The organism is Rhizobium sp. L43 (assembly GCF_002531725.1).
GTDB lineage: Bacteria > Pseudomonadota > Alphaproteobacteria > Rhizobiales > Rhizobiaceae > Rhizobium.
The window spans coordinates 162,859-189,787 of record NZ_NWSQ01000010.1 but is presented as its reverse complement, the minus strand read 5'-3'; the positions used below and the strand labels follow the sequence as shown (position 1 = coordinate 189,787).

The following is a 26,929-nucleotide window of genomic DNA, read 5'->3' as shown; positions in this document are numbered from 1 at the left end:
TTCAATCGGCCGTCACGTCCCAATTGTCACCCGGGTTGAAGGTCCTGACGCCAGCAGCTATTTTTTCGGTCTCGCGGCCGAGATCGGCCTGGTAGATCGTACCGTTGGCATTCACCGCGAAGGTGTGCACGCCAGTTTCGCCATATCGGATCGGCCAGGCGATCAGGGCAAATCCCGCGATCATATTGCCATTGATCACATAATCGAACTCTCCGCCGGCGATGTTCGGTCCCTGGCTGTCGATGATCCTGTAGCGATAGCCGTAATAGCCTTCACCGGCCTTGGCCTTATCAAGCGCCGCATTATCTTCGAGCGCGTTGCCCGCTGGGCTATCCCCCTCGCCCAGATCAGGCGACCAGTAGAGACCATCGGTTTTGCCGTCGCTGCTGATTAGTTTCTGGGCATATTCCAGGACGCCGTCACCGTCGTGGTCGGCGGAAGAATATTCCTTTTGGGCGTCGACATAGGCCTGCATCGTGTCGATGGTCTGCAATTCGTTCTCGCCGACGCGACGATTGATGATCTCCTCGAACCCGGCATAGGTGTCGAAACCCCATTTGCCATCGTCGCCCTTCACGATCGGAAATGGCAAAGACCATAATTTGTCGCCGATCTCGATGATCTTGCGGTCATCGACGTCCTTCACCACGACCTTCTTCTGTGCGCCCTCCCGGATTTGTGCATAGGTGTCCATCACCCCTTCGCCTGCCTTCGCTTTCGCTGCATCAATACCGAGCAGCGCCGCGAACTTGTCGAAATCATCTGCCGCCAGGGCCGCCTTGAAGGCGTCAACGGCTTGTTCCGGCGTCTCGAATACGGGCGGATCGCTCTGCGAAGCGAAGCCCGAAATGACGGTCGCATCGGATGGCTCTGCTGCAGATGCCGGAACCGGATTGGTGGCGAGAGCCGCAAGAGCGAACACCGAACCCAGAAGCATGTTTCTGACTGACTTGGTCATGACTTTCCTCCTTCTTCCGGTTATCGGCGACGGCCGCCGCCACCACCGCCGCGGCGCATTTCTCTCCCGCCACCACCGCGACTGCCGCTGGCCATGGCCTGTCTGCCGCGGCTGGACTGCATCTGAGCGCGCCTGCCGCTGTCGACCTGACCGAGCGCCGAAGGCTTTCTGGGGCGGCTGTCGACCCGGGCCGCAGGCTTCGGCTTTGCGACCGGGCGTTTGGCGTTGACCCCGGGCCTTGCGTTTTCGGCAGCCCTGTTCGGCGTTCTTGCGTCGGGCCTGCGGTTCTGCGCAGCCTGCGCTGCCTTCCCGCCCCCGGAAGCCGCGCCTGTATTGGCTGCCTTGTTGCGAGCAGCATTGACCCTGTCCGCATCGATCTTGCTCTTGCGGACATCGTTGATACTGACTTTGCCTGGCTGGTCGCGGATCGTGTTCGCACGATCGTTGCCTCTTGCTCCGACCCTGTTGCTGGCTTTCGCCTCGATACTGGTCCTGAAGGAGCTGCGGTCGATCTTGTTGAACTGCGCGCCGTCGAACCCGATCTTGCTGCGGTCGACGTTCTTCCAGTCGACGTCATTGATATTCACCTTGCCGTTGATGTTGTTCAAACAGTTGTTGCAGTCGATGTCGACATTGCCGTTCCAGCGCCCGCCCCACACGCCCCAGCGGTTCCAGTCGACGGCGGCGGCCCACACCGCTCCCGTCACCACGCCCGCGAAAAAGGTGGCTGTGGGATAGTAGTAGTTCGGATACGGCTCGGAATAGTAGCCGATCGGCTCGGCCACATAGTTCGGTTCATACAGCATCTCCGGCGCGTATTGCGGAACGTAGATCTTCTCAGGACTGGCGGAGACGATCACGACGTTGTCGTTCTCCTGGCTGACCTTGATCTTGTCATCGGTCTTGATGATGCCATCGGCGACCGCTTTATCGCGCAGTTGCTGTATGGCGATCAGAACGTCTTTCTGCTGGTAGGAAAGCGCCTCTCCGAGAGACTGCGTCCAATCGAGGTCTTCGCTCATCATCGTCACGATCTGAGGATAATTCAGCAGCGATACGATGCTGCCGTCCCACGTCGTCTTCGGCTTGAGCTTCGGCTGCTTCTTCAAGGTTTCGAGGAACCGGGCTGCTTCCACGACCTGGAGTGGATAGAGCGAGGCCGACGTGACGAGCGCAACCAGTTCGTCCGGATACAGCGCGATCCGCGCCACCAGGATTTCGAGTTCGTCCTCGCTCAGAGGCGCCGGCGCGTCGTCTTCCGCCGTGACGGGATTGGAAGTGGCCGGCTCCTGCGCGGCGGCGGTCAGCACCAGATGTGGAGAAAACGGGAACCCTGCAAAAGGCAGGAATAGGCCCGTGGCGAGTAACAAAGCGTGAGGTCTAGCCATCTCAAATCCTCCTTGCGGTCAGACATGGTGTGTAGGCTGTCGACTATTGTATCTTCGCTGGTGCCGCATACTCCTCCGAGTGGAGAAGGATTGATAGCTAAACATCGGCCAAGCCGTCTTTTGCTCCAAATTTATAGCAAAAACAGCTCCAGGCGTAGTCGCGGGACTGATCTCGGACGTATGTTACAGTAACACACTTACAAAAGCGGAGTTCAGCGCGCAGGCTAACTTCGACCGTGTGCAGGATCTCTCCTCTGTGTTCTGAGGAGTGTAAATGCGGCCGCCATACCTACCTCTCCTTCAGTTCAGCCGCTTGATCACGAAGTCATGGTCAGGGACCACTGCCTCCTTTGAAGGCGATATGGCATTGCCAATGATCAGTGACCGCGAGGGCGCGTGATGAATGCTGAATCCCAGCGCCTCCGGGAGGCGCGAGACGGAAAAGCCGACTGGAAGAAATGGGGTCCCTACCTGTCCGAACGGCAGTGGGGAACCGTTCGCGAGGATTACAGTGGGGGTGGCGATGCGTGGGATTACTTCACCCACGACCAAGCCCGATCGCGCGCCTATCGCTGGGGTGAGGACGGTCTGGCGGGCATCAGCGACAGCAAGCAGCGGCTGTGTTTTGCGCTGGCTCTCTGGAATGGACAGGATCCCATCCTGAAGGAGCGGCTGTTCGGCGTCACCAACAGCGAGGGCAATCACGGCGAGGATGTGAAGGAGTACTACTTCTACCTAGATTCGACGCCGACCCACTCGTACATGAAGTATCTCTACAAATATCCTCAAGCCGCCTACCCCTACGACGACCTGGTGAAGACCAATAGCCGGCGTGGGAAAGGCGAACTCGAATACGAACTGATCGACACCGGCGTGTTCGACGCCGATCGCTACTTCGACGTCTTCGTCGAATATGCCAAGGCAGCACCCGAGGATATTCTTGTCGAGATCACCATTGCCAATCGCGGGCCGGAAGCGGCCACCCTGCACGTACTGCCGACATTATGGTTCAGGAATAGATGGTCCTGGGGTGAAGAGGCTGACAAGCCAACGCTGGAACGTGTGGAGCGGAATGACGCTCCGGTGGTGATCGCGGCCAAAGCCGCACCTGGGCAGCCGGCAGAAGCGGATGAGACACGATATCTCTATTGCGACGGCTCGCCGGCACTGCTGTTCACCGAGAATGAGACGAACACGCAACGTCTGTTCGGCGTTCCGAGTGCCACTCCATTCGTCAAGGACGGGATCGACAGCTTCGTCCTGCATGCCCGCACCGACGCAGTGAACCCGCAGCAGATCGGAACCAAGGCCGCGGCACATTACGTCGTCATCGTGGATGCAGGGCAATCCCGGACCTTGCGGTTGCGGCTCTGCGACGTGCCGCCGGCTGCTGGACCCAAGAATGTCCGGCCAATGTTCGATCGATCGTTCGACGACGCGATGCTGGCGCGACGGCGCGAAGCCGACGAGTTCTACGCTTCGATCACGCCGCCATCGATGACGGCCGACGCCGCCGATGTCATGCGGCAGGCTCTGGCAGGCATGATGTGGGGCAAGCAGTTCTATCTATACGACGTGAACAGATGGCTGGACGAACACGGCGTCGATCCGTTCGATCCGAAGCGCCGGGTCGAACAGCGCAACGTCGGCTGGCATCATATGTACAATGCCGACATCATCTCCATGCCGGACAAGTGGGAATATCCCTGGTACGCGGCCTGGGATCTGGCATTCCAGGTGATCGCTCTGACGATGGTCGATCCCGACTTCGGCAAGGATCAGATCAATCTGATGCTGCGCGAAGCCTATATGCATCCGAACGGGCAGATACCGGCGTACGAGTGGAACTTCGGCGACGTCAACCCGCCTGTCCACGCCTGGGCGACGATCTTCACCTACCGCCTGGAGCAGGCGCGGTCAGGCAAGGGCGACGTCGCCTGGCTTCAGAGATCCTTCCAGAAACTGCTTCTGAACTTCACCTGGTGGGTCAACCGCAAGGACCGATCCGGCAAGAATGTCTTCGAAGGCGGCTTCCTTGGGCTGGACAATATCGGGGTGTTCGACCGCAGCGCGCCGCTGCCGACCGGGGGCTACCTGGAGCAGGCAGACGGCACCGCATGGATGGCGCTCTACTGCCAGAACATGATGGAGATAGCCACCGAACTGGCTCTCAAGGGCGCCGGCGGCGAGGAGATGGTGCTGAAGTTCACGCAGCATTTCCAATGGATAGCGTCGGCGATGATCCACGCAGGCGACGAGGTCGGAATGTGGGACGAGGAGGACGGGTTCTTCTACGACGTGCTCCGCCTGCCGGATGGGCAGGCTCAGCGTCTCAAGGTCCGCTCGATGGTCGGCCTGCTGCCGCTCTGCGCCGCCACCGCGTTCGAGGGCGACATCTACCACCGGTATCCCGAGGTCACCGGACAGATGAAGCATTTCTTCGATACGCGCCCGGAATTGATCACCTTCATCCATGACCCACGCAAGCCGGGCCATGCCGATCGCCGGCTCGCCTCGATACTGGACGAGAGCAAGCTCCGTCGTGTGCTTTCGACGATGCTCGACGAGAAAGAATTCCTCAGTCCCTACGGCATCAGGGCGCTGTCGCGCTACCACGATGAACACCCCTACATCTTCCAGGTCGGCGATCATGAGCACCGCGTAGCCTATCTCCCGGCGGAATCCGACAGCGGCATGTTTGGTGGAAACTCGAATTGGCGCGGCCCGATATGGATGCCGATGAACGGCCTGATCATCCGGGCGCTGCTGCAATACTACAGCTACTACGGCAACGATTTCACCGTTGAATGTCCCACGGGTTCCGGCCGTCAGATGAACCTCTATCAGGTCGCCGAGGAACTCACCCAGCGCTTGTCGGCCATCTTCCTGCGAGGGAACGACGGCAAGCGGCCCGTCTTCGGCGGGCAAGTCAGGTTCCAGGACGATCAGTACTGGCGCGACTGCCTGCAGTTCTATGAATATTTTCACGGCGACAACGGCGCCGGTCTTGGCGCGAACCACCAGACGGGCTGGACCGGGTTCATCGCTCGGGGGATGCACCTGTTCGCCTCGGGGTCCGCCGAGGCGTGGCTTGAACGCGCCAAGACCTCGTAGAGCAACTTCAGCGCAAGAGTGCAGCGGTTTGCGTTCGGAATTGCGTGAAAACAACGAGATAGAGCGCTTTCGCGGCGAAGAAAAGCGGAAATGCTCTGGGGCGCAAATGCTCGGCGCCGATCGAATTCACGCCGGACAGCTCGGCTCCGGCAAACGAGGAGTGGTCATCATGGAAAGTTACTACGAGAACCGGCAGTTGCCTCAGCCGGTGATTCCAACCCTGCCACCGGTCCATCTGCTGAAGGGGCAAACCGCCCTCGTCACCGGTGCCAATTCCGGGATCGGTCGTGGGATCGCCCTTGCTCTCGGCAAGGCCGGAGCGAACGTGGTCGTCAACTACGTCACGGCGCCAGAGGACGCCACGCAGGTCGTCGACGAGATCCAACAGGGCGGTGGGCGCGCGCTTGCGGTCGCGGCCGACGTCTCCAATGAGACGCAGGTCGAGGCGATGTTCGCGACCGCCATCGCGGAGTTCGGCACGGTCGACGTGTTCGTCAACAACGCAGGACTTCAGAGGGACGCCCCCTTTCACGAGATGACGAGTGCTCAATGGGACACCGTCATGAACGTCAACCTCAAGGGCGCATTTTTATGTTCGCGCGCGGCCGTCCGGGAGTTTCTCCGGCGGGGCGTACGGCCTGATGTTTCCGTGGCAGCCGGCAAGATCGTGTTCATCAGCTCGGTTCACGAAGTCATTCCCTGGGCCGGACACGTGAACTATGCGGCGTCGAAAGGCGGACTGATGCTCCTTATGAAAAGCCTGGCCCAGGAGGTCGCCGAAAAGCGCATCCGCGTCAACAGCATCGCCCCCGGCGCCATTCGCACGCCGATCAATACCAGCGCGTGGCAAACCTCGGAGGCCTACGCTGAACTGATGAAGCTCATTCCGTACAAACGCATCGGCGAGGCCGAGGAGATCGGCCGGACGGCGGTGTGGCTTGCGTCCGATTTCACCGATTACATCGTCGGATCAACGATCTACGTCGACGGCGGAATGACGCTCTACCCCGGTTTTGAGACCGGCGGCTAGGGTTGCAGGCCGCTGCCGAAGCAAAGTGCGTCATACTGATATCCTCTTCGCGTCGCTGGCCCGCGGCCACAGGATGGCGGCAAACAGCAACGCGTAGATCAACGCCACCGCGACGTAGACGATACGGGTGGCGAAGGATTCTGCTGCACTCCCCGGCAGAGGCGAGACCCCGAGGCCGAAGAGGATCAGGAATGTCGTCAGGGCGCCGGCAAAAACCGGGGCGTCTTTTGACCGGGCGGCTGCGCGCCCTCCAAGCAGGAGGACGACGACGAGAACGATGAGGAAGATCGAGAGGAGATTGGGGCGCAGCGACAGCACGGCATAGGCGACGGAGGCGAGCACGCCACCGAACAGATTGACGAGCACGAGCCCCATCGCTGCCCGCCCGCTTGCGCCAACGTCGAGCTGCCCGAGCAGCGACGCCACTGTTATCGGAATGACGGCCGCGGCCGTCAGGTTGTCGCTCGTTAGGCAGATCACAACGGAGCCCAAGAGGATGACCGTGTTTGCCAGCGCCCGAAGCAAGGCCGGCGGCCGCTCGTCGATCGCCACCGCCTCGACCTCCGGGGAGAACGGCTCGGGAAAGACCGCATGGGCGAGCCACATCAGAACCGCCCCCGACAACACCCCGGCGACCAGGATCGACAGGATGGAATTGGCGAGCTCCTTGTTCAGGATGCCGAGCAGAGGCACGATGATCGAAACGACGAGCACGAGAAAGACGGCCGGTCCTCCCTTTCCCGTGGACTGTGCGGCGAAGCACGCAAAATAGGTCAGCCCCAGGATCAGAAGGAAGGGCGCTGGACGGTCGCCGAGCACGTTGGTCAGAACCATCATCACCATCCCGGCGATCAGAATAACCATCGCCGCGCCGACGGTCTTCGCAAGCGGCATGGGCCGCGAACTTCCGAGCAGAAACTGGGCGGCAAAGAGTGGACCGAGGAACGGCACAATGGCCCCGGCATACACTGCCAGCGTGAAGCCGATGGAGACCGCGAACGCAACCCGCAACCCCTTGCGTTTCTGCTCCTCGACCGCGGCGCTCCTCTCAGCGGACATAGGTCAGCACCGACATGATGCGGATCCAGAGCGATCCCCAGGCATTGGTGACCGGGTTGTCGCCGGTGTAGATGACGACGGTCGCCTGCGAGCCGTAGCGCACACCACCCTTGGGCCGCTGCGCCTCCTCGATGATAAGCCGGACTGGAAACCGCTGCGGCTCCTGGACCCAACCGCTATCGCTCCGGATCGTCGGCAATCCGGTGTTCGGGTCCGTGCTGCCCTGCGATACGCCGAAACCAACGCTTTCGACTTGCGCTGGAAACAGCCGACCGGGAAGCGCGTCGAAAAGGACTTCCGCCCGGTTGCCGACTGCTACATTCTCGAGGCTGTTCTCCTTGAAGGCGGCGGTGATCCAGATCGTGCCGGCATCGATGAAAGTCATGGCTGACTGTCCAGCCGACACGACCTTACCGGTTGTAAGTTGGAGGTTGGTCACGACCCCGGCCGAAGGTGCCTGAACGGTGGTCCGCAGCAGATCGAGTCGTGCCTTTTCGAGCGCTGCCAGAGCTGCCCGGAGCTGCGGATTGTCATTTCCGCTCGGCCCGAGCTGCTCCTTGGCCTTTGCCAGCTCGGCCTCAGCACCGGTGACGGCCGCCTCTGACTGACCGAAAGCCGATTTGGTAGAATCAGCCCGCGCTTTGGAATACACGCCCCTCTTTTGTAGCTCTTCGGCGCGCGCAGCTTGTTCGCGAAGATTGTCCCGATCGACCTGGGCCGTGACGAGCTTTGCCTGCGCCGCATCGACAGCAGCCGTTGACGCGCCCATCGACTGGCCGACACTTGCAAGGCTCGCCTCGGCCTCATTGACCGCGAGCTCGTAGCGCTCGGGATCGATACGAAAGAGAACCTGATCGGCCTCGACGCGCGAGTTGTCGGCGACGCCGACTTCCACGACCCGGCCGGTGACTTCGGGCGCGATGCCGACGATATAGGCCTGGACCTGAGCTTGCGAGGTCGATGGCGTGCGCCGCTCCATGAAGATGGAGAGGACGAACAGGACGAGCGCCAGCAGGACGACGATAAGGGCTACCCTGCGGAGTGGATTCCGAGGCGCTGGGGAAATGGCAGGCTCGTCCAAGTTTTCGGAAACCACGGCAATATCCTTCGCAAGCGTTTCGTTTCGTGGAAGCGCAAAGTTTCAGCGCCGGACGTCTATCGCGATGGTCGCTACGGGGAGATGGAACGCAAGTAGGTAACCGTAACATACGCCTCGCGATGGCTTGCACCCGGGGGTCGGACGCGCATATCAGCGAGGTGGCGGTAGCGAGGCATCAAGCGCGCCCTCTATCTCTTTGGAGAGTTCTGCGATCAGCTCCTGATATTCGACGACGCGCTCGCCGCGCTTTGGATCGGTTGAGACGTTCCATTTTTGCAATGCCGATTGGGCGTCGGCAAAGTCCCTGCAGATTTCCCGAAAGTCCTCACTGCGGGCAGAGAGATCGTCGATCGCCTTGATCCTGGCTGGAAATTGCCGACGGACTGCCGTCACGCTTTCGTCCATGGTTCACTCCTTGGCGGCACTTGGGACGTTGCCTCTGCAACGTGTGCCCGGCCAATCTTCATGGACGACGGAGGGTTCGTGGAGTATGTTACCGTAACATACGGTCTGGCAGTGATGTGACTCAACGGGGGATTGGGGCAGACATGCAGACGTGGATACCAGCAGAGGGGTCTGCCGCACCCATTTCTTTGAGGCCGGCGCCTCAAGCCGACGATATCAGGGAGCAGCTGGAACGCGTCGTCTCCAGCCCTGAATTTCCAGGTGTCGGTCGCGCCGCAGCGTTTCTTCGCTATGTCGTCTCGGAAACCCTCGAGGGTCGGGGCAACCGGATCAAAGCCTATTCGATCGCGATCGAGGTGTTCGGCCGGGATGCCGGCTTTACCCAGGACGATCCGGTGGTCAGGATCGAGGCCGGGCGGCTGCGGCGGTCGCTCGAGCGTTATTATCTCGTCGCCGGCCAGCATGATCCGGTCAGGATCGACATTCCCAAAGGCGGATATATCCCAACCTTCGCCTGGTCCTGTCCGGTGCCCGTCGACAGAGGAGACGAAGTAGCTGACGAGGTATCGCCCGCCAAGGTCCGCTCCGGACGCTGGTGGCGCGCAAGGCGGGTCCTGTTGTCGGGTGCCGCCGCCCTCGCGGCAATTGCCGTTTCGCTCTATTGGATCGGGACGCGGTCTCCCGCTCCGTCGCTCGACCGCGTGGCCAGCCAGTCGCCCGATCGCCCGGCCCTCGTTGTGGCCCCCTTTGCCAATCTCGGCGAAGGGTCGGAGGCGCAGCTCTACACTGCCGGCCTGACCGAAGAGCTCATGACCATCCTGCCACGGTTCAAGGAGATCAAGGTCTTCGGCCGTGAGACGTCCAAGTCCCTGCCCGCGGATGTGGGCGCATCGGAGGTCCGGGCCGAATTCGGTGCACGTTATCTCCTTGCCGGCGGGGTCCGCACGTCAGGCAAGCGTCTTCGTGTGACGGCAAGATTGCTCGACACCTCGGACGGCGAGATCCTCTGGTCGGAGAACTATGACAATGATCTCGCGTCGGGGGACCTGTTTGCGATCCAGACGGATGTCGCCAGAAAGGTCGCGACCGCCATCGCCCAGCCTTACGGGGTCATGGCGCAGGTCGACTCCACCAGTCCGCCGCCTGATGATCTCGGTGCCTATGAGTGCACTTTGCGTTTCTATGCCTATCGTTCGGAACTGAGCGCTGCAGGGCATGCGCGCATCCGGGATTGCCTCGAGGCAGCGCTAGCGCGGTTTCCGAGCTATGCGACCGCCTGGGCAATGCTGTCGATCGTGTATCTCGATGAGGACCGTTACAAGTTCAATCCGACACCAGGCCAGGGCGCAGCCCTACAGCGTGCCCTCGATGCCGCCAGGCGCGCAACCCAGATCGATCCGAACAATACGCGCGGACTGCAAGCGCTGATGACGGCGCTGTTCTTCGACAGGCAACTGGCTGAATCGCTGCGGGTGGGCGAGCAGGCGCTTGCCACCAATCCCAACGACACCGAACTGATGGGCGAGTTCGGAACGCGGCTTGCGATCGCTGGCCAATGGCAGCGCGGAGCAGCCCTTCTCGACCAGGCCATCGCCCTCAATCCGGGCAGCGGCGGCTTCTACCACGGAACGCGAGCGCTGGCCGCCTACATGCTCCACGACAACGACACCGCCGTGCTGGAGATCCGGCAGGCGAACATGCAGAAGTTCCCTCTCTTCCATGTCGTCGCCGCCATCATCTACGCCGAGGCAGGGCTGATGGAGGACGCCCGCCGGGAAGGACAGGTCTTCGTCGGCATGCGGCCTGACTTCCTGCCGAACGTCGTAACGGAACTCGCGATGCGCAACATGCAACGTGAAGATCGCGACCGGCTGATCGAGGGGCTTCGCAAGGCGGGGATGACGGTTCCCGATCCCGACGCAATTGCTTCGACCGCCGCCACCTCGGATCTGCAACCCCGCTGATACTGTCTCCTCGACCGTAACATACCCGATCATACGGGTAAGCCGTCTCATCTTCGCATAGTCTCGCCCAGTGCCGACTTCGACCGCCGCGGCGCGCGGCGTCGAGGCCTGCCTGAACTTGACAGGTCGATGAGGAACAGCAGTGAGCACAAAATGTCGCGATGGCCGAATTCGACCAAGCCCTTCCCCAGGTCTGAAATGGATCTCGGCTCTCCTGCTGCTCTGCGCATTGGCCGGTTGCGGCGGCCACCCGAAGAACGTGCTCATCCCCGTTGCCGATAGCGCGCCGAACGCCACCAAGGTCGAGATGCTGGTGACTACGACGCGCACCCGCTCAACGATACGAGGCGAGATGTTCACGGGCGAGCGGGCACTCGCCCCGGCCTTTGCCGACATCACCGTATCCATCCCGCCTGCGAACGTCCGCAAGGTCGGCGAAGTCGCCTGGCCGAGGAGGCTTCCATCCAACCCGGCAACCGACTTCGCAACCTTGAAAGCCGACGAGATCACCCGCGACGACGCCAGGAAATGGCTGAGCGCCTCGGTCAGGAAGAGCCGCGACGGCAGCGTGCTGGTGTTCATCCACGGCTTCAACAACCGTTTCGAAGACTCCGTCTATCGCTTCGCCCAGATCGTCAAGGATTCCGGCGTCCATAGCACGCCCGTGCTGGTGACATGGCCGTCGCGCGGCAGTCTGCTGGCATACGGATATGACAGAGAGAGCACGAACTACACGCGCAACGCATTGGAGACGCTCTTCCAGTATCTCGCCAAAGACCCGGAGGTGAAGGAAGTCTCGATCCTGGCGCATTCCATGGGGAACTGGCTGGCGCTGGAAGCGCTTCGCCAGATGGCGATCCGCAACCGCCGCCTTCCCGCCAAGTTCGAGAACGTGATGCTGGCCTCGCCCGATGTGGATGTCGATGTCTTCCGCCAGCAGATCGTCGACATGGGCAAGCAGCATCCGAAGTTCACCCTGTTCGTTTCGCGAGACGACCGCGCGCTTGCAGTATCCCGCAGGGTATGGGGCGACGTCGCCAGACTCGGCGCCATCGATCCCGAGCAGGCGCCCTTCAAGAAGGAACTGGCCGACAGCCAGATCACGGTGATCGACCTTACCAAGGTCAAGGCCGGCGACAGGCTGAACCACGGAAAGTTCGCGGAATCGCCCGAGGTCGTCCAACTGATCGGGGCACGGATTTCCGACGGCCAGACGCTGACCGACAGCAAGGTCGGACTCGGGGACAAGATTCTTGCCGCGACGACAAGCACGGCCGCGGCGGCCGGCAGCGCAGCCGGCCTGATCCTTGCCGCCCCGGTCGCCGTCGTCGATGCCGACACCAGAGATAATTACGCCGGCCAGGTCAGCGGCCTCACAGGTCCTGTCGGCACGCAGCCGCGAGCGCCCGACTGCATTGCCGCGGGCCGGTCGAAGGAGACGTGCAGGCAATAGTGCTTCAGGAGCCGGCAGATCGAGCAGGTTCACAGAGATCAGGATAGACGATGCTATTAGTTTCCAGGATCCGCATGGTCAGACCGCTTTTCACCGGGGCCTTCCTGGTATCTGTTCTCCTGTGTGCCACCATTGCCGTAGCGCAGAGCGTGGCGCCTGCGAGCCCGCAGCCTGAAAGCGTCCAGCGCTTTGTCGGGATGCTTTCGGATCCCGACGTCCAGCGCTTTCTGCAGCAGCAGTCGCAAGCAGCCAAACCCGTGACGGAGCCCTCCCCGGAAACGCCGAACCGCGACCCCTCATTCTCAGAATTCGCGATGCGATTCCGTGCCCACGCCTCCGGCCTTCTCGGCGCCATCCAGTCCTTTCCCCTGGAGACGATGCGTGGCGGAACCGTGCTCGAACGGGACATTCAGGCAAATGGCGGGACACGGCCGATCTTCCTCGTCCTGGCCTTCGTCGCCGTCGGGCTGGCCGCGCAATGGCTGTTCTGGTGGATCAGCGCCGGCTGGCGCTCATGGATGGCGCGCGCGCCCTTTGTCACGGTTCGCGAAAGGGTGGTCGCACTGGCCGCGCGGCTTCTGTGGGCCGCATGTTACGTCCTTTCCTTCGGGCTTGGCAGCATCGGCTTCTTCCTGCTTTTCCAATGGCCACCTGTCATCAGGGAGGTCGTCGTCGGCTATCTCTTCGCAATCGTCGTCTTCCGCCTTGCAAGCGCACTTTTCGACGTGCTTCTGGCGCCCCGGGCGGAGGAAGAGGGTCGGTTCCGTGTCGTCCCGATCACCAAGGATGCCGCCGGCCACTGGGCGAAACGCTTAGGTTATCTCGTCGGCTGGTATGCCTTTGGCTGGGTGACCATCCGCCTGCTCGGCACCCTCGGCTTTTCCATCCCGGCTCGGCAGCTCGTCGCCTATTCGCTTGGCCTCGTGCTGCTGGTCATCGGCATCGAAGCCGTCTGGAGACGTCCGTCCCGATTGTCTGCCGGCCAGGCCAGACGGATCGGCCTGCGGGCGCGGAATTGGCTCTGGACGGTCTATTTCGTTACCGTCTGGCTGTTATGGGTGGTAGGCGCCATGCGGCTGTTCTGGATCGCGGTGGTCTGTGCCGCCCTGCCCGGCGCCATCGCCCTCACCAAGGCGTCGGTCAACAATATTCTGCGGTCTTCCGCTGAGGAAGAGGACGGCCTCCAAAGAAGCACCGTCCTCTCGGTGATCACAGAGCGCGGCATAAGGGCGGCGCTCATTGTCGGCGCCATTCTTCTGCTTGCCGATGCCCTCGATGTCAGGCTGACTGAGATGACGATGCAGGATTCGCCGCTTCTGCGCCTTGTGCGCGGCCTGCTCAGCGCCGGGATCATTCTGCTGGTCGTCGATCTCGCCTGGAATATCGTGAAAGTGCTGATCGATCGCAAGCTCGGCGACACCGAAGCCGTGCTTGAAATCGGCAGCGAACGGGAGCGGCGGCGCACGCGTATCAGAACCCTGCTGCCGATCCTTCGTAATTTCCTGATGATCCTCTTCGCAGCCATCGCCATCATGATGGCGCTGTCGTCACTCGGCGTCGAAATCGGCCCGTTGATCGCCGGTGCCGGCGTGGTCGGCGTCGCCATCGGCTTCGGGGCGCAGACCGTGGTCAAGGATGTCATCAGCGGGATGTTCTACCTGCTCGATGACGCCTTCCGGGTGGGCGAATATATCCAGAGCGGCAGCTACAAGGGCACCGTCGAGTCCTTCAGCTTGCGATCCATCAAGCTCCGGCACCAACGCGGCGCGGTCTACATCGTGCCCTTCAGCGAGCTCGGGGCCGTCCAGAACATGAGCCGCGACTGGGCGATCGAAAAGATGACGATCACCATCACCTACGGTTCCGACATCGAGAAGGCCCGCAAGATCATCAAGAAGATCGGCCTGGAGCTGTTCGAGGATCCGGAATTCAAGCCGACGACGATCGAGCCGCTGAAGATGCAGGGGATCGACAGCCTCGGCGACTCCGGCCTGCTCCTGCGCATGAAGGTCATGACCCTACCTGGCCAGCAATTCACGCTGAAGCGGCGGGCTCTGCGGATGATCCACGAGGCGTTCAACGAAAATGGCATCAAGCTCGCCGTGCCCACAGTCCAGGTCTCGGGCGGCAAGGATGACGCTGTTGCAGCCGCCGCCCAGCAGACCCTCGCAGCGCACAACGCGGCCACAGCCGCAAACCCGGCGTGAAGGCGGCACTCTTCAGGCCATGAAACAAGACACGAAAGCAATGGGAGGAAATGAAATGAAGATCCTGGTCATTCCTACGCACATGCTTGCGACACTTGCCGTACTGATGACGGTCTGCGCACCCGTCCTCATTCCCGCGCCGGCCGAAGCCCGTCGTGGCGTGGCGGCCTGCGGCCCGAGGGGCTGCGGTGCTGCGGCCTGCGGGCCGCGCGGATGCGCTGCGGTCGGACGTACCAGTCCGGCATACCGCCCTGCCGTTCGGCCGCCCGTCCGGCGCGGCGTCGTGGTCGTCGCCCCTCGCCGCTACTGGCGTCCGGGGGCTGCCATTGCCGCAGGCGCCGCCATCGGCTTCGTCGCCGGCGCTGCTGCCGTCTCCTTGGCAGGTACGCCGCCTCAGTCCGGTTACTGCTGGTACTACACTACACCCGCCAAAACGACGGGCTTCTGGGATGTATGCCCGCGCTGAGCGGCTCGCAGAAAGACTTCGGAGCGTTTGCTTCTATTCGTCACTATCCTCCCCGACCTGGGGAAGGCCCTGATTTTCGTGTCATAAAGTTTAGAGGGTAGGTTCCATGGATTTCACAGTCATCGATGCCGCACTCGTCGGAAAACTTCTGCTGCTGCTTCTGATCGGCATGGGGCCGAAGATCGCCCTGGTGCCGTTTCTGGAAAAGACCCACGCCTTCGATACCGAGACCAAGACACGCATCGGCCGCCAGATGGTTCTGATCGCCGTCGTCACGGCGCTGATCCTTTTCGCCACCGGCGCTCTGCTGATGCGGCTTCTCCACATTACGGGTGGCGCGGTCGCCGTCGCCGGCGGCATCATCCTTGCGCTCATCGCGATCAAGATGGCATCAGGACCAACGGAGAAGCCGCACGACGACTTTGCGGCTCCCGTCGACCCGGATAAGCTGGCCATCTTTCCGCTGGCGGTCCCTTACCTCCTTAATCCTGTCGGCATCACAGTGATCATCATCGCCTCCGGCGAAGTCGTCTCGATCGCCAGCGCGATACTCGTCACCGCTCTGATCCTGATCGTCGGCGCGTTGGACTATCTGGTGTTCACCAACATCGACAAGCTCGCCAAGCGTATGAAGCCCGTCACCATGATCGTCTCGGAGGTTGTTTTCGGCATTCTGCTGACCGCAGTCGCAGTCCAGCTGATCGTCGCCGGGCTTGGCAACCTCGGCATCATCACCCCCACCGCCGCGCATTAGATGCGGATGCTCGGCTGCGATCCTCCTGCGCGGAAAGCTTGGGATTAAGGTCGGTGACAGATTGAAAAGCTGTCACCGAGGGCCGCCGGGCGCCGTCCGATCATTCAATAACTCTGATGTTATCCATAAGCTCTATTCGTTTGAATGATGAGTGCTCCGGGCCCATATTACCCTCATGGACATGGACGAACCTCCCATCGATCACCATGTCCCTGACCCAAGAAAGGAACCGGAAAATGACCACGCTCACCTATCGGGGTGGTGGCAAGACTCTCACCTCCAGCGACAGCCGCTTCGATCTGGCACATTATGCCCGCAGCCTCGTGCTCGCCTGGACACGCTGGCGGACGGCCCGCGAAATCGAAGCCATGCCCTTCGACATCCGCAAGGATATCGGCTGGCCGAGCACGGACGACAGCAAACACCGGACCATGTAATGAATGCGACATTCTTCCCAAGATAGGGGCGGCGTCTGCGTTGCGCAACGCCGCCTTTTTCGTGGCCTGATCCGCAGGATCGCTCTGTCGGTTGCGGCGTACTCGGCTCTTCAGCTTTTCCAATCACTCCCAACGGCTGACTCTATCGGTTTTCCTGGTAAATGCCGAAGCGAATGATTTCGCGCGGAACTGGAGCAGTATCAGCCGGCCCTGCACGCTGCGTGTGTAGATGAGATCGGAGTCACCGACATAACGATTCCAGAGTGTGGCGAAATACACGGCATCTTCTCTCTTCCGGCCGATGAGCGAAGGAACTGCGTGATAATCCACCCGCTTCAGCCGCCAGAATGTCGACCGCCTCACGAGGATGTAGCGCGGATTCTGTGGGGGAACCAGCACCTCTCGCAGGGTATCGAGAAAGCGGGATCGTTCGATTGTGGTCGCCCCCTCAAGCCGGCAGTAAATTATGCCATTTTCGTCGAGCGTTGCCTCAACGCTCATTTTTCCCAACTCGGTCTTTATGACACCCATATGATGCAGCGCCTCCAGAACGGTTGTCCCCACCTGCTTCATGCTCCCTTCCAGCGAGCCGTTGCGCAACAGCAACCGGCCGGCTTTGAGCGCGCCCGGCAAACAGAAGATGGCCAGCGATGCGAAGACAACGAATAGGACCAGCTCCAGTTGTTGCAGCGATCGAATATGGGCACCCCGGAAGCTGTGCAAGAATCCGTTCAAGATCATGCCGGCGATCGCGGCGCTCTGTGCAAACAGAAATTTTGTCGTGTTCCAGTTAACCAGCCCCTTGGGGGCATAGTTGCTCTCCAATGTTTCCTGCATCCTGGCAACGGCGCGTTTGCTGTGCAGCGCGCTATACCAGCGGGCTTTCAGTGATTTACGGTCGATGGCCCGCCGTTCCATCATTTTGTTGATGTCATCGACACCATGTGCGTTCCACCGTGCTGAGCCCAGCATCAATCGTTGAAAGCCGCTTTCAATCAGCGGAGGCTCGCCAAAGGACAAGCCCTCAAAGGCATAGAACCGGCGTTTCAGCGCATCGACGTCGCTGCCCAGGTCTATTGTCATGGTGTCAAACGGGTCGGGCGCTTTTCTGTCGGTCGATTTCTTCCCGAAGCGCAGCGGGATTCTCTGTCCGAGCTTTTCAGGGTCTATGACTGCCAGATGCCAGACGTTCGCAGCCTTCTGAGATTTTTGAGGGTCAATGCGAATGGCACGGCCCCGCATCTGATTGGAGAGTACATATGATCCCACTGTGCTTGCCAGGATCAAAGTGTTTACGGAGGGTGCGTCCCATCCTTCGCCCAGCAAGGCCTGAGTGCCGACCAGAACAGTGATCCCGCCGCGACCGAACAGTTCGGTGATCATATGGACGATATTGCGGCTCCGCTCGCCTGCGAGTTCCACGCTGAGGAAACCGGCATCGAACGCCGCCTGCTGATAGCGGATATGCTCCGCACCAATGCCAAGATGGTCTGCGATCTCATCGAGAATGCCTTTCGATCCCACCGGAATGAGAACCAGGCTCCCCGTCAGAATTCCAAGCTTGAGATCAAGTCCGGACCGCCGCAGGGTCTCGAAGATAGGCACGACGCCCATTCTCTCGATAGGCGGAAGGTCCGCGGGGCCGGTGGGCAGCGTATCCTTCCTTATATAGTCGGAAAGGATAACCATACGGAGTTCGTCGCGCATCGACGCACTTTCGAGCCGGGCGATATCGACGATTGCGTTGAGCTTGCTCACGCTCGACACCAGCAGCTTCTGAACCGATCGTGGATCGGTCAGTCGCACTCTGCTGTGCTCCACGGCCCTGATTTCCCTCAGCCTGTCTTGCTGGTAGCGAACTGTCTGCTCCGCTTCCTCGAAATCATCGCGATAGGTGTAGATAACGCCGTTTAGCAGCGCTTCTATCCATTCAAGCGTCAGATCCGGTATTTCGCGCGCCTCGACGCCGAGAATGTCGAGAGTCGATCGCGGTAGCTCGACATATTGCGAATTCAGGAAGATCAGCATGCTGGAGAAAAAGCGCGCATCATCCAGTATATGCTCCACATTTTCGATCGGCTGCGTGATCCATGGGTGACGCAGAATTGCCTGCTTGAATTCTGCGCTCTTGAGCAGCATTTCGATGAAGTCAGCGATCTCAGCGCGAAACTCCGCGAGTTTCTGTGCTTCCAGCGCGCTAGGCGGGCTGAAATGGACATAATCCTGATGCGGGCAAAGGTCGCCTTGCAACACGAGTTCCGGCACGGAAATTTCACCATCGATCGGCCCGCACAGCGCCTGATAGCGGTCCCATTCCTGGGGATCGACATCATATGGAGGCGTGGCTGTCAGCGCGACGACGGTGGGCTTGCCCAATGCTTCCTTGAGCATCGTCAGCGCCTTCCACCACTCGTTTCTAAGATGGTGCGCTTCATCGAGCACAAGCGTGCGAACCTTCTCCTCACGCAGCTTCGCGATGATTTTCCTTCTCGCCTTCTCTGTCTCCGGTTTGCCTAGTTCACCGGACTGCGCCCCGTCGCGGCCCTCCTCTTCACTGTCGAGGGTCTCTTCGTCGGATGTGTGCCCGGAGAACGCCGCATGCAGCGCCTGGTAGGTTATGATCGTGACAGTGCCCGGCGCTCTTACATCATGGGAAATCCAGTCCGGCTCGGCGACGTTCGCCGGCAGAAACATCATCCGCATCCGCTGCGCCCATTGATCTCGGATGGTCTTACTAGGTGCGAGGATCAAAGTCGCCTCGCCGAGCCTGCGCATCACTTCAAGGCCTAAAATCGTCTTGCCTGACCCGGGCGCTGCGACGATATGCAATCCGTCTTCGCCTATGAGATTTGCCAGATCATCGAGTATCTTCTGCTGGTATGTTCGCCACGTGCCTTGGAAAGCGAGGTCCTTCATTCACTGCTGCCTTTTGGGGATCAAACGGGACGAGTCGTTGTGGAAGCTGCGGCTGAAATGCCTTTGCTGGAAACACTGCACCATCTTAGCGCGTGTCATGCAACGGCTGTCATTTCTCCCACGCGCCTTTTGACGAGATTTTCAACGACGGGCTGGCCACGGACGACAGCAAACACCGGACCATGTAATGAATGCGACATTCTTCCCAAGATAGAGGCGGCGTTTGCCTTGCGCAACGCCGCCTTTTTCGTGGTCTGACCGTCATTCCCAAGCCCTTTTCAGTCTTGAGTTTCCGTCGCCTATCAGCCTGTCATCTGCTCCATCCGCGGCCATTCCGGTCGTTTAACCGGCCAAACCGCCGACGATGTCGCATATTTGCTCTTCCCGGCCGCATTTATCCATGCCAGTGTCGCTTTCAGGACATCCGTGCGACGCATTCCGCGCGACGAATATGTCATCGTCCCTCGAGCATGGATTTCGCTATGAACAGGATGCAGATCAAGAAGCGTTCGCTGGTCTTCTTTATGGTACCGCAATTCACCATGCTGCCCTTTTCGGCGGCCGTGGACACCTTGCGTATCGCCAATCGCATGCTCGGCTACCAGGCCTACACCTGGCGGCTCGCCTCTCTCGACGGGGAGAAGGTCTACTCCTCCTGCGGCATCGGCGTCGAAGCCAATTCCTCGCTCGCCGAGGAACGGCGCCATCTCGGCGGCGAAAACCGGCCGGGCATGCTGCTCGTCTGTTCGGGCATCGATGTCGAGCAGTTCAACAACAAATCGGTCAATGCCTGGCTGCGTGAATCCTACAATCGCGGCGTTGCCGTCGGCAGCCTCTGTACGGGCGCGCATGTGCTTGCCCAGGCCGGTCTCCTGAATGGCAAGCGCTGCGCCATCCATTGGGAAAACCTGCCGGGCTTTTCGGAAGCCTTCCCGCAGGCGGAAGTCTATGCCGATCTCTACGAGATCGACGGCAATCTCTATACCTGCGCCGGCGGTACCGCCTCGCTCGACATGATGCTGAACCTCGTCGGCGAGGATTTCGGCGAAAGCCTTGTCAACCGCATCTGCGAGCAGCACCTGACCGATCGCGTCCGCAACCCGCACGACCGCCAGCGTCTGCCGCTGCGCGCCCGCCTCGGTGTGCAGAATGCCAAGGTGCTGTCGATCATCGAGCTGATGGAAGGCAATCTCGCCGAGCCGCTGTCGCTGATCGAGATCGCCGACGGCGCCGGCCTCTCCCGCCGTCAGATCGAGCGGCTGTTCCGCCAGGAAATGGGCCGCTCGCCGGCCCGCTACTATCTGGAAATCCGCCTCGACCGCGCCCGCCACCTGCTGGTGCAGTCCTCGATGCCTGTCGTCGAGGTCGCCGTCGCCTGCGGCTTCGTCTCGGCCTCGCATTTCTCCAAGTGTTATCGCGAACTCTACCATCGCTCGCCGCAGCAGGAGCGCGCCGAGCGCAAGATGACCATGGCGACGGCAAGGCAGGCGGTGGCGGCGTGAGGTGTCGACGGTTGAAAAAAATGAGAGAGGCAGTTTGCTCGGCAGCCTTTGAGATCTGACGACCTCTCTTCCGTCATGCTCGGGCCTGTCCCACTGCTGTCCGGTTTAAATTCATGCCCATTTCAGCGTGAGTTGTTGCTGTGTGGCTATTTCATCGGGTGGAGGCTTGAGGAGAGCGTCGGTTCGTCTTCGGTGCATGAGGTTGGCACGGACCAGGCGGGCGAAGGCGAGTGGACTTTGGACGGTGTTCTGGTCGGCCTGAGCCATGCGCAGGATCAGGAAGGCGATGAGGGCGACGGCAATCTGGATGCGTACGGCATTTTCGGATACGCCAAGGAAATGCTTGATCTTCAGGGTCTGCTTGACCCAACGGAAGAACAGTTCGATCGCCCAGCGACGCTTGTAGAGATCGGCGATCTCCTGGGCCGACGCCTCAAGATCGTTGGACAGGATACGCAGCACCTTTCCCGTATCGATTCTGACAGTGACCTCACGAACCGGGTCGCTGAACGGGTTTTTGCGGTTTTTCGCCTGGCGGGCAGGCAGAAGGCCGATGCGGTCGGACAGGATGGGGCCGGCGTCTTCAACCGCCTGCTCGCGCATCACGGCAAGCGGCGTATGCGACTTGAAGCGGGTGACGATGCGGCACCCGGCCTTGTCCATCTTTGCCCACCAGCCGAAATCGTAATAGCCGAGATCGAAGACATAGGTGGCGCCGGGTTCGATCGGCATGGCCTTGGCCGCGGTGATGTCGTTGACATTGGCCGGCGTGACGGCCGCATAGATCGGCCTGTCATGATCGGCATCGTAGACGACATGGACCTTGGCACCGCAGGCCTGATGGGAAAACCGCGCCCATTGCGATCCGGCCCCGCTGAGCCGAATGCTCGTGGGATCAATGAGGTAGGTCGCCTCGCCCACCGCCCGGCGCAGCCCGCGTCCTGCCCTTGCCGTCAGGTCGGCGAACAGTCCGGCAAATACCGCGCTCGACCGCTTGGCATTGGCGTCGGCAAGCGTCGCGCGACACCGGCCGCGCGCCGAGATGATAAAGACGTGCTGCATGGCTTTCCAGGCCGCCGGTAATCTCGCGTAAACTCACCGCCCCGGCCAGTTGTCCGTACAAAAGGGCAATGAACTGGTCTTTCGTTGACAACCGCCGGACATGCTTGTCGGCACCGTGTTCATCCACAAGCCTGTCGAAGGCCGACCAGGGAATACGCTTCAAAAGATCATGAAAGACGCTATTCTTGTGCCGCACGGGGTTGTTCCTCTTTCGTGTCCGAGATCGTCGCCAAACGCTCGAATGCGAGTAGAATCAACACCGTGCACCTTGTCCACCAAATTTAAACCGGACAGCCGTGGGCCTGTCCCGAGCATCTACTGCCGTTTCGTCATTTGAAACGTCGCAGATCCTCGGCACAAGGCCGAGGATGACGCCAGGCAATGGCGGCTGTAGGCATAAGCAAGGTGAAGCGCCCTTACTGTGCCGCCTCTTCCGTCATTCTGGCGTCGGAATAGACCTGGTTGCGGCCGCGGTGTTTGGCCATGTAGAGAAACTGGTCGGCGGCGTTGAGGTAATTCTCGAAGGTCTCGTAACCGCCGATCTCGGCGATGCCGATCGAAATGGTAACACCGAGTTCCTCATCGTCGGCCGTCACCTTCAGCCGCGAAATGTCCGAGCGGATCTCGTCGCAGAGCTTGGTCGCGGCAGCGGAATCCATCTGCGGGAAGAGGATGGCGAACTCCTCGCCCCCGAGGCGCGAAAGAAGATTGTCGCTGCCGTCGAAGATCGTGAACAGCCTGTTTGCGACAGCCTTCAGCACCTTGTCGCCGATCTCGTGGCCATAGGTATCGTTCAGCCGCTTGAAATGGTCGATATCGAGAATGGCAACGGAACTCGGCACCTTCAACCGCAGGCACTCGTTCACCAGCTTCGGGCCGTTGTCATAGAAATAGCGGCGGTTATAGAGACCTGTCAGATAATCGCAGGCCGCCGCCGCCCTCAGCTGCCGCATCTGCGCCAGCGTCTCGGCATTGTTGGCGATGCGGCATTGCAACTCCTCGGCGACGAAGGGCCGGTAGACGAAATCGCTGGCGCCGGCCTTGAGGAAACTCGCCGAAAGCATGCGGTCGTTGGAGGCGGAAACGCCGATGACACGCAGCCTGTCCGAACCGAAGCGATGGCGGATGCGCCGCGTCAGTTCGTAGCCGCTCATATCGGGCATATGGTGGTCGGTGACGACGAGCTCGATATCGCTGTAGGCTTCGAGCGCTGCCAGCGCCTCGAGCCCCGAACTTGCCTCGACGACGAGATATTGCTGTGCCTTCAGCAGGTCGACCAGCACCTGGCGCGCCGAAGCAACATCGTCGACGACGAGCACCCGCGTCTTGCGGTTGGAGATCGCCCGCCGGACGGTGGCGACCAGATTGTCGAGCGCGAATTCATTGTCCTTCAGCACGTAATCGATGACATTGCGCTCCATGATCTTGTTGCGCGTGTTGAGATCGAATGTCGCGGTGAAGACGATCGCCGGGATATCGTGCTCGATCGTGCAGTCGAGCGCTTCGCCATAGGGCGAATCCGGCAGGTTGAGATCGACGACGGCCATGGTGTAGCCGTGGCCGTCGTCGGCAAGCTCTTTGCGAAGAGCCTTCAGAGATGGGCAGGATTTGACGGCAAGACCGAGCTCGGTCTGGAACCGGTGACAGAGCACGGCGGAAAACATCCGGGAATCTTCAACCAGAAGTATTTTTAGCCCGCCCGAGCGCAGCCCGATGCCATCTCGCTGAAAATCCGCTTGAAAAGCCACGGCCGCTACTCCCCCATACGTCCGACGGGCTCGAATCGGCCCTCTCCCCGGGGCGAACGATAGCCGAGAGGCTTATGCACGTGAAGGGGACAAATGAGGGCGGAATTACCTCTAATTGCAAAAATTCGACGACTGTTCCCGACCGCCATCGCCGGGCGCCTGGCGATATCGATGCTGGAGCAGCCGTCAGGCAACCGCCCGCTCCTTGCGCATCGATTGGATCTGCAGCAGCGTATCGAGGTTCTGGTTGACGCGGCAGTAGAATTCCTCGTCGATGAAGGGACGCAGCATGAAATCATTGCCGCCGGCCTTCAGGAACCGTGCCGACAGCAGCCGGTTCGAGGAGGAGGACACGCCGATGATGCGCAGCTCGTGCGAGCCGATATTGGAGCGGATGCGCCGCGTCAGCTCGAAGCCGTCGATGTCGGGCATGTTGTAATCGGTAATCATCAGGCCGATATCGCGGTTTGCCTTGAGGATCTCCAGCGCTTTGGCGCCGTTCTCGGCGGTGCTGACACGGAAATTGTAGCGTTTCAACCGGCTCGACAGCAACGCGCGCGCCGTCGCACTATCGTCGACGATCAGCACGTGATGGCGATGATTGGTCAGGAACCGGCAGATCGATTCCGCCAGAAGGTCGACGGCGAAGATATTGTCCTTGAGGATATAATCGACGATATCCTTGGCCATCAGCTTGTCGCGCATGCCTTCATGGAAGGTGCCGGTAAAAACGATGGTGGGTATGGAGAGATCGACCAGATATTCGAGCGCCTCGCCGTTTTCGGCGCCGGGCAGGTTGATGTTCGAGATCGCCAGCGTGATCGGGTCGGAAGATTTGTCGTAGGAAAACTGCAGATCCTCGAAAGTGCGGCAGATCTCGACATCAATGTCGAACAGCTCCTTGAGGCGTTTGCTGATCATCGAGGTGAATACGTTGGAATCTTCCGCGACAATAATGCGCGCGCCGGCGAACATTTCCCCGGAATATTGCATCCCCGAAATACCTAGAAACGCCATAGCAAACCTTTGATGTAAAAACTGTCCCCGGATCAAATTGGTACATCAATTGATTTGAATAATTATTAATCAGCTGCCTGGATATGAAACGAACAAGCGGCCCGATGGAGCCGTCTCCGATTTCTTGCAGATATGATTAAGAAATCAGGCGCGAAGCGCCGCGTTCTCCGCATCGAACGGGCTTTCGCCGACGACCGCCGCATTGTAGGTCGACCCGAGGACCTTGATCTTCAGCTTCGCGCCATCCTGAGCGGAGTCCGGCCGCCGCATGCGGTTCGATTTCGCTTACCGCTTCAGCGCCGATTTTCCATGCCGCAGGTTGTTCCTCCTATAATAATAAGGTCTCTACTGGTTGGACGGACTTGCGACAGGATTTCCACCTTGCTTTCCAAAGCCAATTTCATTGCCGCTTGTGGGTCTTTCGCCGTCGATGCCAGGCTTTTCAACACGACCCGCCCGGGTGCAAGCCGCATTTGGCAGGCGCCTTTCGCCATCATCCCTTGCTCTCGCAATGACGCGGCAACCGCGAACCGGCCCTCAATCAATGCCTGACCGCAAACCCAGCACGCGCAGGAAATGCGCCTCGATCGCGCGCAGCAATTCGGCACGGGCCGAGGTCGTCTCGGCAATGCCGGGCTGATTGACGACGCCGTGCAGGGCGTTGAACAAGAACACCGCCGTGAAGCCGGGATCGTCGGCCGACCAGGCGTTCTCGCCTGCCCCGTCGGCGATGAGTTCGCTCAGATGGTCGATCAGGATGTTGCGTGAAAGCCCTTCCCGCGTTGCGGGGGGTGCCGCCACGAAGGCGAAATGATGCAGCCCGGCCGCATCGAGATAACCCGTGGCGCATGCCGTCGACCAGGCGGCCAGCTTGCCGCGCCAGTCCTCCTCCCGGCATCCCCCGACGGCCGCGACGATGCCATCCAGCACAGCTTGCACAAAGCGGGCGCGCAGGGCCTGGAGAACATCGGCCTTCGAGGAAAAATGCAGGTAGAAGGTGCCCTTGGCGACCCCTGCCCCCGTCGTGATCTCCTCGATCGTGGTCTGCTCCACACCCTTTTCCAGAAACAGCCGCTCGGCCGCGGCCATGAGCTCGTCGCGCCGCTCCTCGGGAGGCTTGGTTCTCGGTTTTGAAACAGAGTTCTCAGGCATCGGCAGGACTGGTCCCCTCTTACTGACGGCGCGCGGGATCGGTCCTGTGCAGGTAGCCGGTAAACACATCGCGCATTGCGGTGCTCTCGATATCAGGCAGCAGGCGACCGACTTCCCCACGATGATAGCCGCTATGCGTCACCACATGGGCCAGCATCTCTTCACGGGACATACGCCCGCGCCCGCCGTCGGTGAAGGTGAAGTCGACGACCTCCTCCAGCTCCTGAAGGCTTACGCGCGAGGTGTAGTCGATGTACCAACGGTCGGCATCCCGGATATCGGCCGACAGCTGCGCCAAAGGCGGCGCTTCGCTGCTCCAGCTCGCCGTATAGGAATGATCCAGCCGCTGCAGGTTGGCGGCGAAGATGCGATCGACGAGATGAGCGTGATTGAGCACGCGAAGGGCTGAGTGAAAATTATCAGATCGTGCCTCCGCGCCGAGCGCCTTCAAGGCGTCGAGAAGCTCGTCGTCGACGCTGGCTTTGTATCGGAACAGGGAGTTCAACAGCGTCTGCGCGCTCATGGCGATCTCCGGGCGTAAACGGGTGGCGCCGGCATCAAGCCGACGGCCTCCATTTAGGCAACTGACTGGCGGTCAGTCAACGGATTTCCAAAAGATCTGACCGCCACCTGTGCATCTGCTGCGCAATCTCGTATCACGCGCAGCAGCCGCTCGTTGCCGCCGGACCGCAGCAAACGGCGGCCTTGCTGTTTTCCTCCGCCAGCCAGCGGTCGCGCGGCTTGCAGCTTGCCAGCCGCGGCGACAGTTCGACATGCACGGCGCCAGCGCTGAGAACCGGTGTCGCGGCACAATAGAGCTGCATCGGCCGCACGCCGTCACTGACCTCAAAGGTGAGCTTGGCCGAACCGTCGAGCTGCACGTGCTCCGTCACTTTGCGGATGATGGAATAGAACTTGCCGGCCGGCATATGCGTGCGGCCGCCCCCCGCGACATCCAAGAGCTGGATGAAGATCTCCGCCCATGCCTCGGGATTGGCGCCGCAATCGAGGCCTGTGAATTGGCCAGCCTTGACCTCGGTGATATGACAGCCCGGCTTCACCGGCTGGCCGTCGTAGTAGAAAACCAGCGGCGCATCCTTTTCTCCGGCGAGCGTATCGAGCAGCAGACCGAGACTGATGTCGTCCTCTCGAATTTTCCCGTTGTCGAGCGCGTTCATATCGGCTAATCCTCGTTTCA

The 26,929-nt window shown here is 60.7% G+C and carries 22 protein-coding genes and 1 pseudogene; 9 read left to right on the top strand and 14 right to left on the bottom strand.

Going from position 1 to position 26,929, the window contains the following annotated elements; translation table 11 throughout:
• Position 1 precedes the first annotated feature (1 nt).
• Both CO667_RS15315 and CO667_RS15310 read right to left on the bottom strand, forming a co-directional pair.
• Positions 2 to 958 carry a DUF2950 family protein gene (locus CO667_RS15315; protein ID WP_097619163.1) on the bottom strand — a complete coding sequence of 319 codons (957 nt, stop codon included), beginning with the start codon at positions 956 to 958 and terminating at the stop codon, positions 2 to 4.
• A 20-nt stretch (positions 959 to 978) separates the two neighbouring features.
• Complete coding sequence (locus tag CO667_RS15310) at positions 979 to 2,346, bottom strand: DUF3300 domain-containing protein (RefSeq protein ID WP_097619162.1); 1,368 nt, start codon at positions 2,344 to 2,346, stop codon at positions 979 to 981.
• Between the two features lie 399 nt (positions 2,347 to 2,745).
• On the opposite strand from CO667_RS15310, the gene CO667_RS15305 reads away from it, so the two are divergent.
• Both CO667_RS15305 and CO667_RS15300 read left to right on the top strand, forming a co-directional pair.
• Complete coding sequence (locus CO667_RS15305) at positions 2,746 to 5,460, top strand: glucosidase (RefSeq protein ID WP_097619161.1); 2,715 nt, start codon at positions 2,746 to 2,748, stop codon at positions 5,458 to 5,460.
• A gap of 28 nt (positions 5,461 to 5,488) precedes the next feature.
• On the top strand, positions 5,489 to 6,490 hold the full coding sequence (locus CO667_RS15300) for an SDR family oxidoreductase (protein ID WP_348627812.1): 1,002 nt from the start codon (positions 5,489 to 5,491) through the stop codon (positions 6,488 to 6,490).
• A 30-nt stretch (positions 6,491 to 6,520) separates the two neighbouring features.
• Here CO667_RS15300 and CO667_RS15295 read toward each other — a convergent pair whose 3' ends face one another.
• The 3 genes from CO667_RS15295 to CO667_RS15285 all read right to left on the bottom strand — a co-directional run bounded on the left by CO667_RS15295 (position 6,521) and on the right by CO667_RS15285 (position 9,053).
• A complete protein-coding gene (locus tag CO667_RS15295; RefSeq protein WP_097619160.1) occupies positions 6,521 to 7,549 on the bottom strand; it encodes a DUF2955 domain-containing protein in 1,029 nt (342 codons plus the stop codon).
• Entirely contained in the window at positions 7,539 to 8,645 is a 1,107-nt protein-coding gene (locus tag CO667_RS15290) for an HlyD family secretion protein (RefSeq protein ID WP_097619159.1), read from the bottom strand. The genes CO667_RS15295 and CO667_RS15290 overlap by 11 nt, the downstream gene beginning before the upstream one ends.
• Positions 8,646 to 8,798: 153 nt before the next feature.
• Positions 8,799 to 9,053 carry a hypothetical protein gene (locus CO667_RS15285; RefSeq protein WP_097619158.1) on the bottom strand — a complete coding sequence of 85 codons (255 nt, stop codon included), beginning with the start codon at positions 9,051 to 9,053 and terminating at the stop codon, positions 8,799 to 8,801.
• 143 nt (positions 9,054 to 9,196) lie between these two features.
• On the opposite strand from CO667_RS15285, the gene CO667_RS15280 reads away from it, so the two are divergent.
• From CO667_RS15280 to CO667_RS15255, 6 genes are all read left to right on the top strand, one after another.
• Positions 9,197 to 11,017 carry an adenylate cyclase gene (locus tag CO667_RS15280; protein ID WP_097619157.1) on the top strand — a complete coding sequence of 607 codons (1,821 nt, stop codon included), beginning with the start codon at positions 9,197 to 9,199 and terminating at the stop codon, positions 11,015 to 11,017.
• Between the two features lie 142 nt (positions 11,018 to 11,159).
• Entirely contained in the window at positions 11,160 to 12,470 is a 1,311-nt protein-coding gene (locus tag CO667_RS15275; protein WP_097619156.1) for an alpha/beta hydrolase, read from the top strand.
• Between the two features lie 50 nt (positions 12,471 to 12,520).
• On the top strand, positions 12,521 to 14,677 hold the full coding sequence (locus tag CO667_RS15270) for a mechanosensitive ion channel family protein (protein ID WP_097619155.1): 2,157 nt from the start codon (positions 12,521 to 12,523) through the stop codon (positions 14,675 to 14,677).
• Between the two features lie 55 nt (positions 14,678 to 14,732).
• On the top strand, positions 14,733 to 15,143 hold the full coding sequence (locus tag CO667_RS15265; protein ID WP_097619154.1) for a hypothetical protein: 411 nt from the start codon (positions 14,733 to 14,735) through the stop codon (positions 15,141 to 15,143).
• Between the two features lie 106 nt (positions 15,144 to 15,249).
• Entirely contained in the window at positions 15,250 to 15,897 is a 648-nt protein-coding gene (locus CO667_RS15260; RefSeq protein WP_097619153.1) for a MarC family protein, read from the top strand.
• A 236-nt stretch (positions 15,898 to 16,133) separates the two neighbouring features.
• Positions 16,134 to 16,334 (top strand): hypothetical protein, encoded by a 201-nt coding sequence (locus CO667_RS15255; RefSeq protein WP_097619152.1) that lies wholly within the window; start codon positions 16,134 to 16,136, stop codon positions 16,332 to 16,334.
• A gap of 123 nt (positions 16,335 to 16,457) precedes the next feature.
• Here CO667_RS15255 and CO667_RS15250 read toward each other — a convergent pair whose 3' ends face one another.
• Positions 16,458 to 19,250: a DEAD/DEAH box helicase family protein gene (locus CO667_RS15250; protein WP_097619151.1), complete on the bottom strand. Its 2,793-nt coding sequence runs from the start codon at positions 19,248 to 19,250 to the stop codon at positions 16,458 to 16,460.
• A 482-nt stretch (positions 19,251 to 19,732) separates the two neighbouring features.
• On the opposite strand from CO667_RS15250, the gene CO667_RS15245 reads away from it, so the two are divergent.
• A complete protein-coding gene (locus CO667_RS15245; RefSeq protein ID WP_097619150.1) occupies positions 19,733 to 20,752 on the top strand; it encodes a GlxA family transcriptional regulator in 1,020 nt (339 codons plus the stop codon).
• A gap of 111 nt (positions 20,753 to 20,863) precedes the next feature.
• On the opposite strand, the pseudogene CO667_RS15240 reads toward CO667_RS15245, so the two are convergent.
• The 8 genes and pseudogenes from CO667_RS15240 to CO667_RS15215 all read right to left on the bottom strand — a co-directional run bounded on the left by CO667_RS15240 (position 20,864) and on the right by CO667_RS15215 (position 26,909).
• Positions 20,864 to 22,010: pseudogene (locus CO667_RS15240) on the bottom strand (IS4 family transposase).
• 220 nt (positions 22,011 to 22,230) lie between these two features.
• Positions 22,231 to 23,562 (bottom strand): diguanylate cyclase, encoded by a 1,332-nt coding sequence (locus CO667_RS15235; RefSeq protein WP_097619149.1) that lies wholly within the window; start codon positions 23,560 to 23,562, stop codon positions 22,231 to 22,233.
• A 186-nt stretch (positions 23,563 to 23,748) separates the two neighbouring features.
• On the bottom strand, positions 23,749 to 24,579 hold the full coding sequence (locus tag CO667_RS15230; protein ID WP_085737551.1) for a response regulator: 831 nt from the start codon (positions 24,577 to 24,579) through the stop codon (positions 23,749 to 23,751).
• A gap of 144 nt (positions 24,580 to 24,723) precedes the next feature.
• Positions 24,724 to 24,849, bottom strand: coding sequence for a hypothetical protein (locus tag CO667_RS36245; protein ID WP_280953221.1), 126 nt, complete (start codon positions 24,847 to 24,849; stop codon positions 24,724 to 24,726).
• 23 nt (positions 24,850 to 24,872) lie between these two features.
• Positions 24,873 to 25,076, bottom strand: a complete 204-nt coding sequence (locus CO667_RS35405) for a hypothetical protein (RefSeq protein WP_179874147.1) — start codon at positions 25,074 to 25,076, stop codon at positions 24,873 to 24,875.
• A gap of 40 nt (positions 25,077 to 25,116) precedes the next feature.
• Positions 25,117 to 25,731, bottom strand: coding sequence for a TetR/AcrR family transcriptional regulator (locus CO667_RS15225; RefSeq protein ID WP_097619148.1), 615 nt, complete (start codon positions 25,729 to 25,731; stop codon positions 25,117 to 25,119).
• Between the two features lie 19 nt (positions 25,732 to 25,750).
• Entirely contained in the window at positions 25,751 to 26,254 is a 504-nt protein-coding gene (locus CO667_RS15220; protein ID WP_097619147.1) for a DinB family protein, read from the bottom strand.
• Positions 26,255 to 26,387: 133 nt separating this feature from the next.
• Complete coding sequence (locus CO667_RS15215; RefSeq protein WP_097619146.1) at positions 26,388 to 26,909, bottom strand: DUF6428 family protein; 522 nt, start codon at positions 26,907 to 26,909, stop codon at positions 26,388 to 26,390.
• Positions 26,910 to 26,929 lie beyond the last annotated feature (20 nt).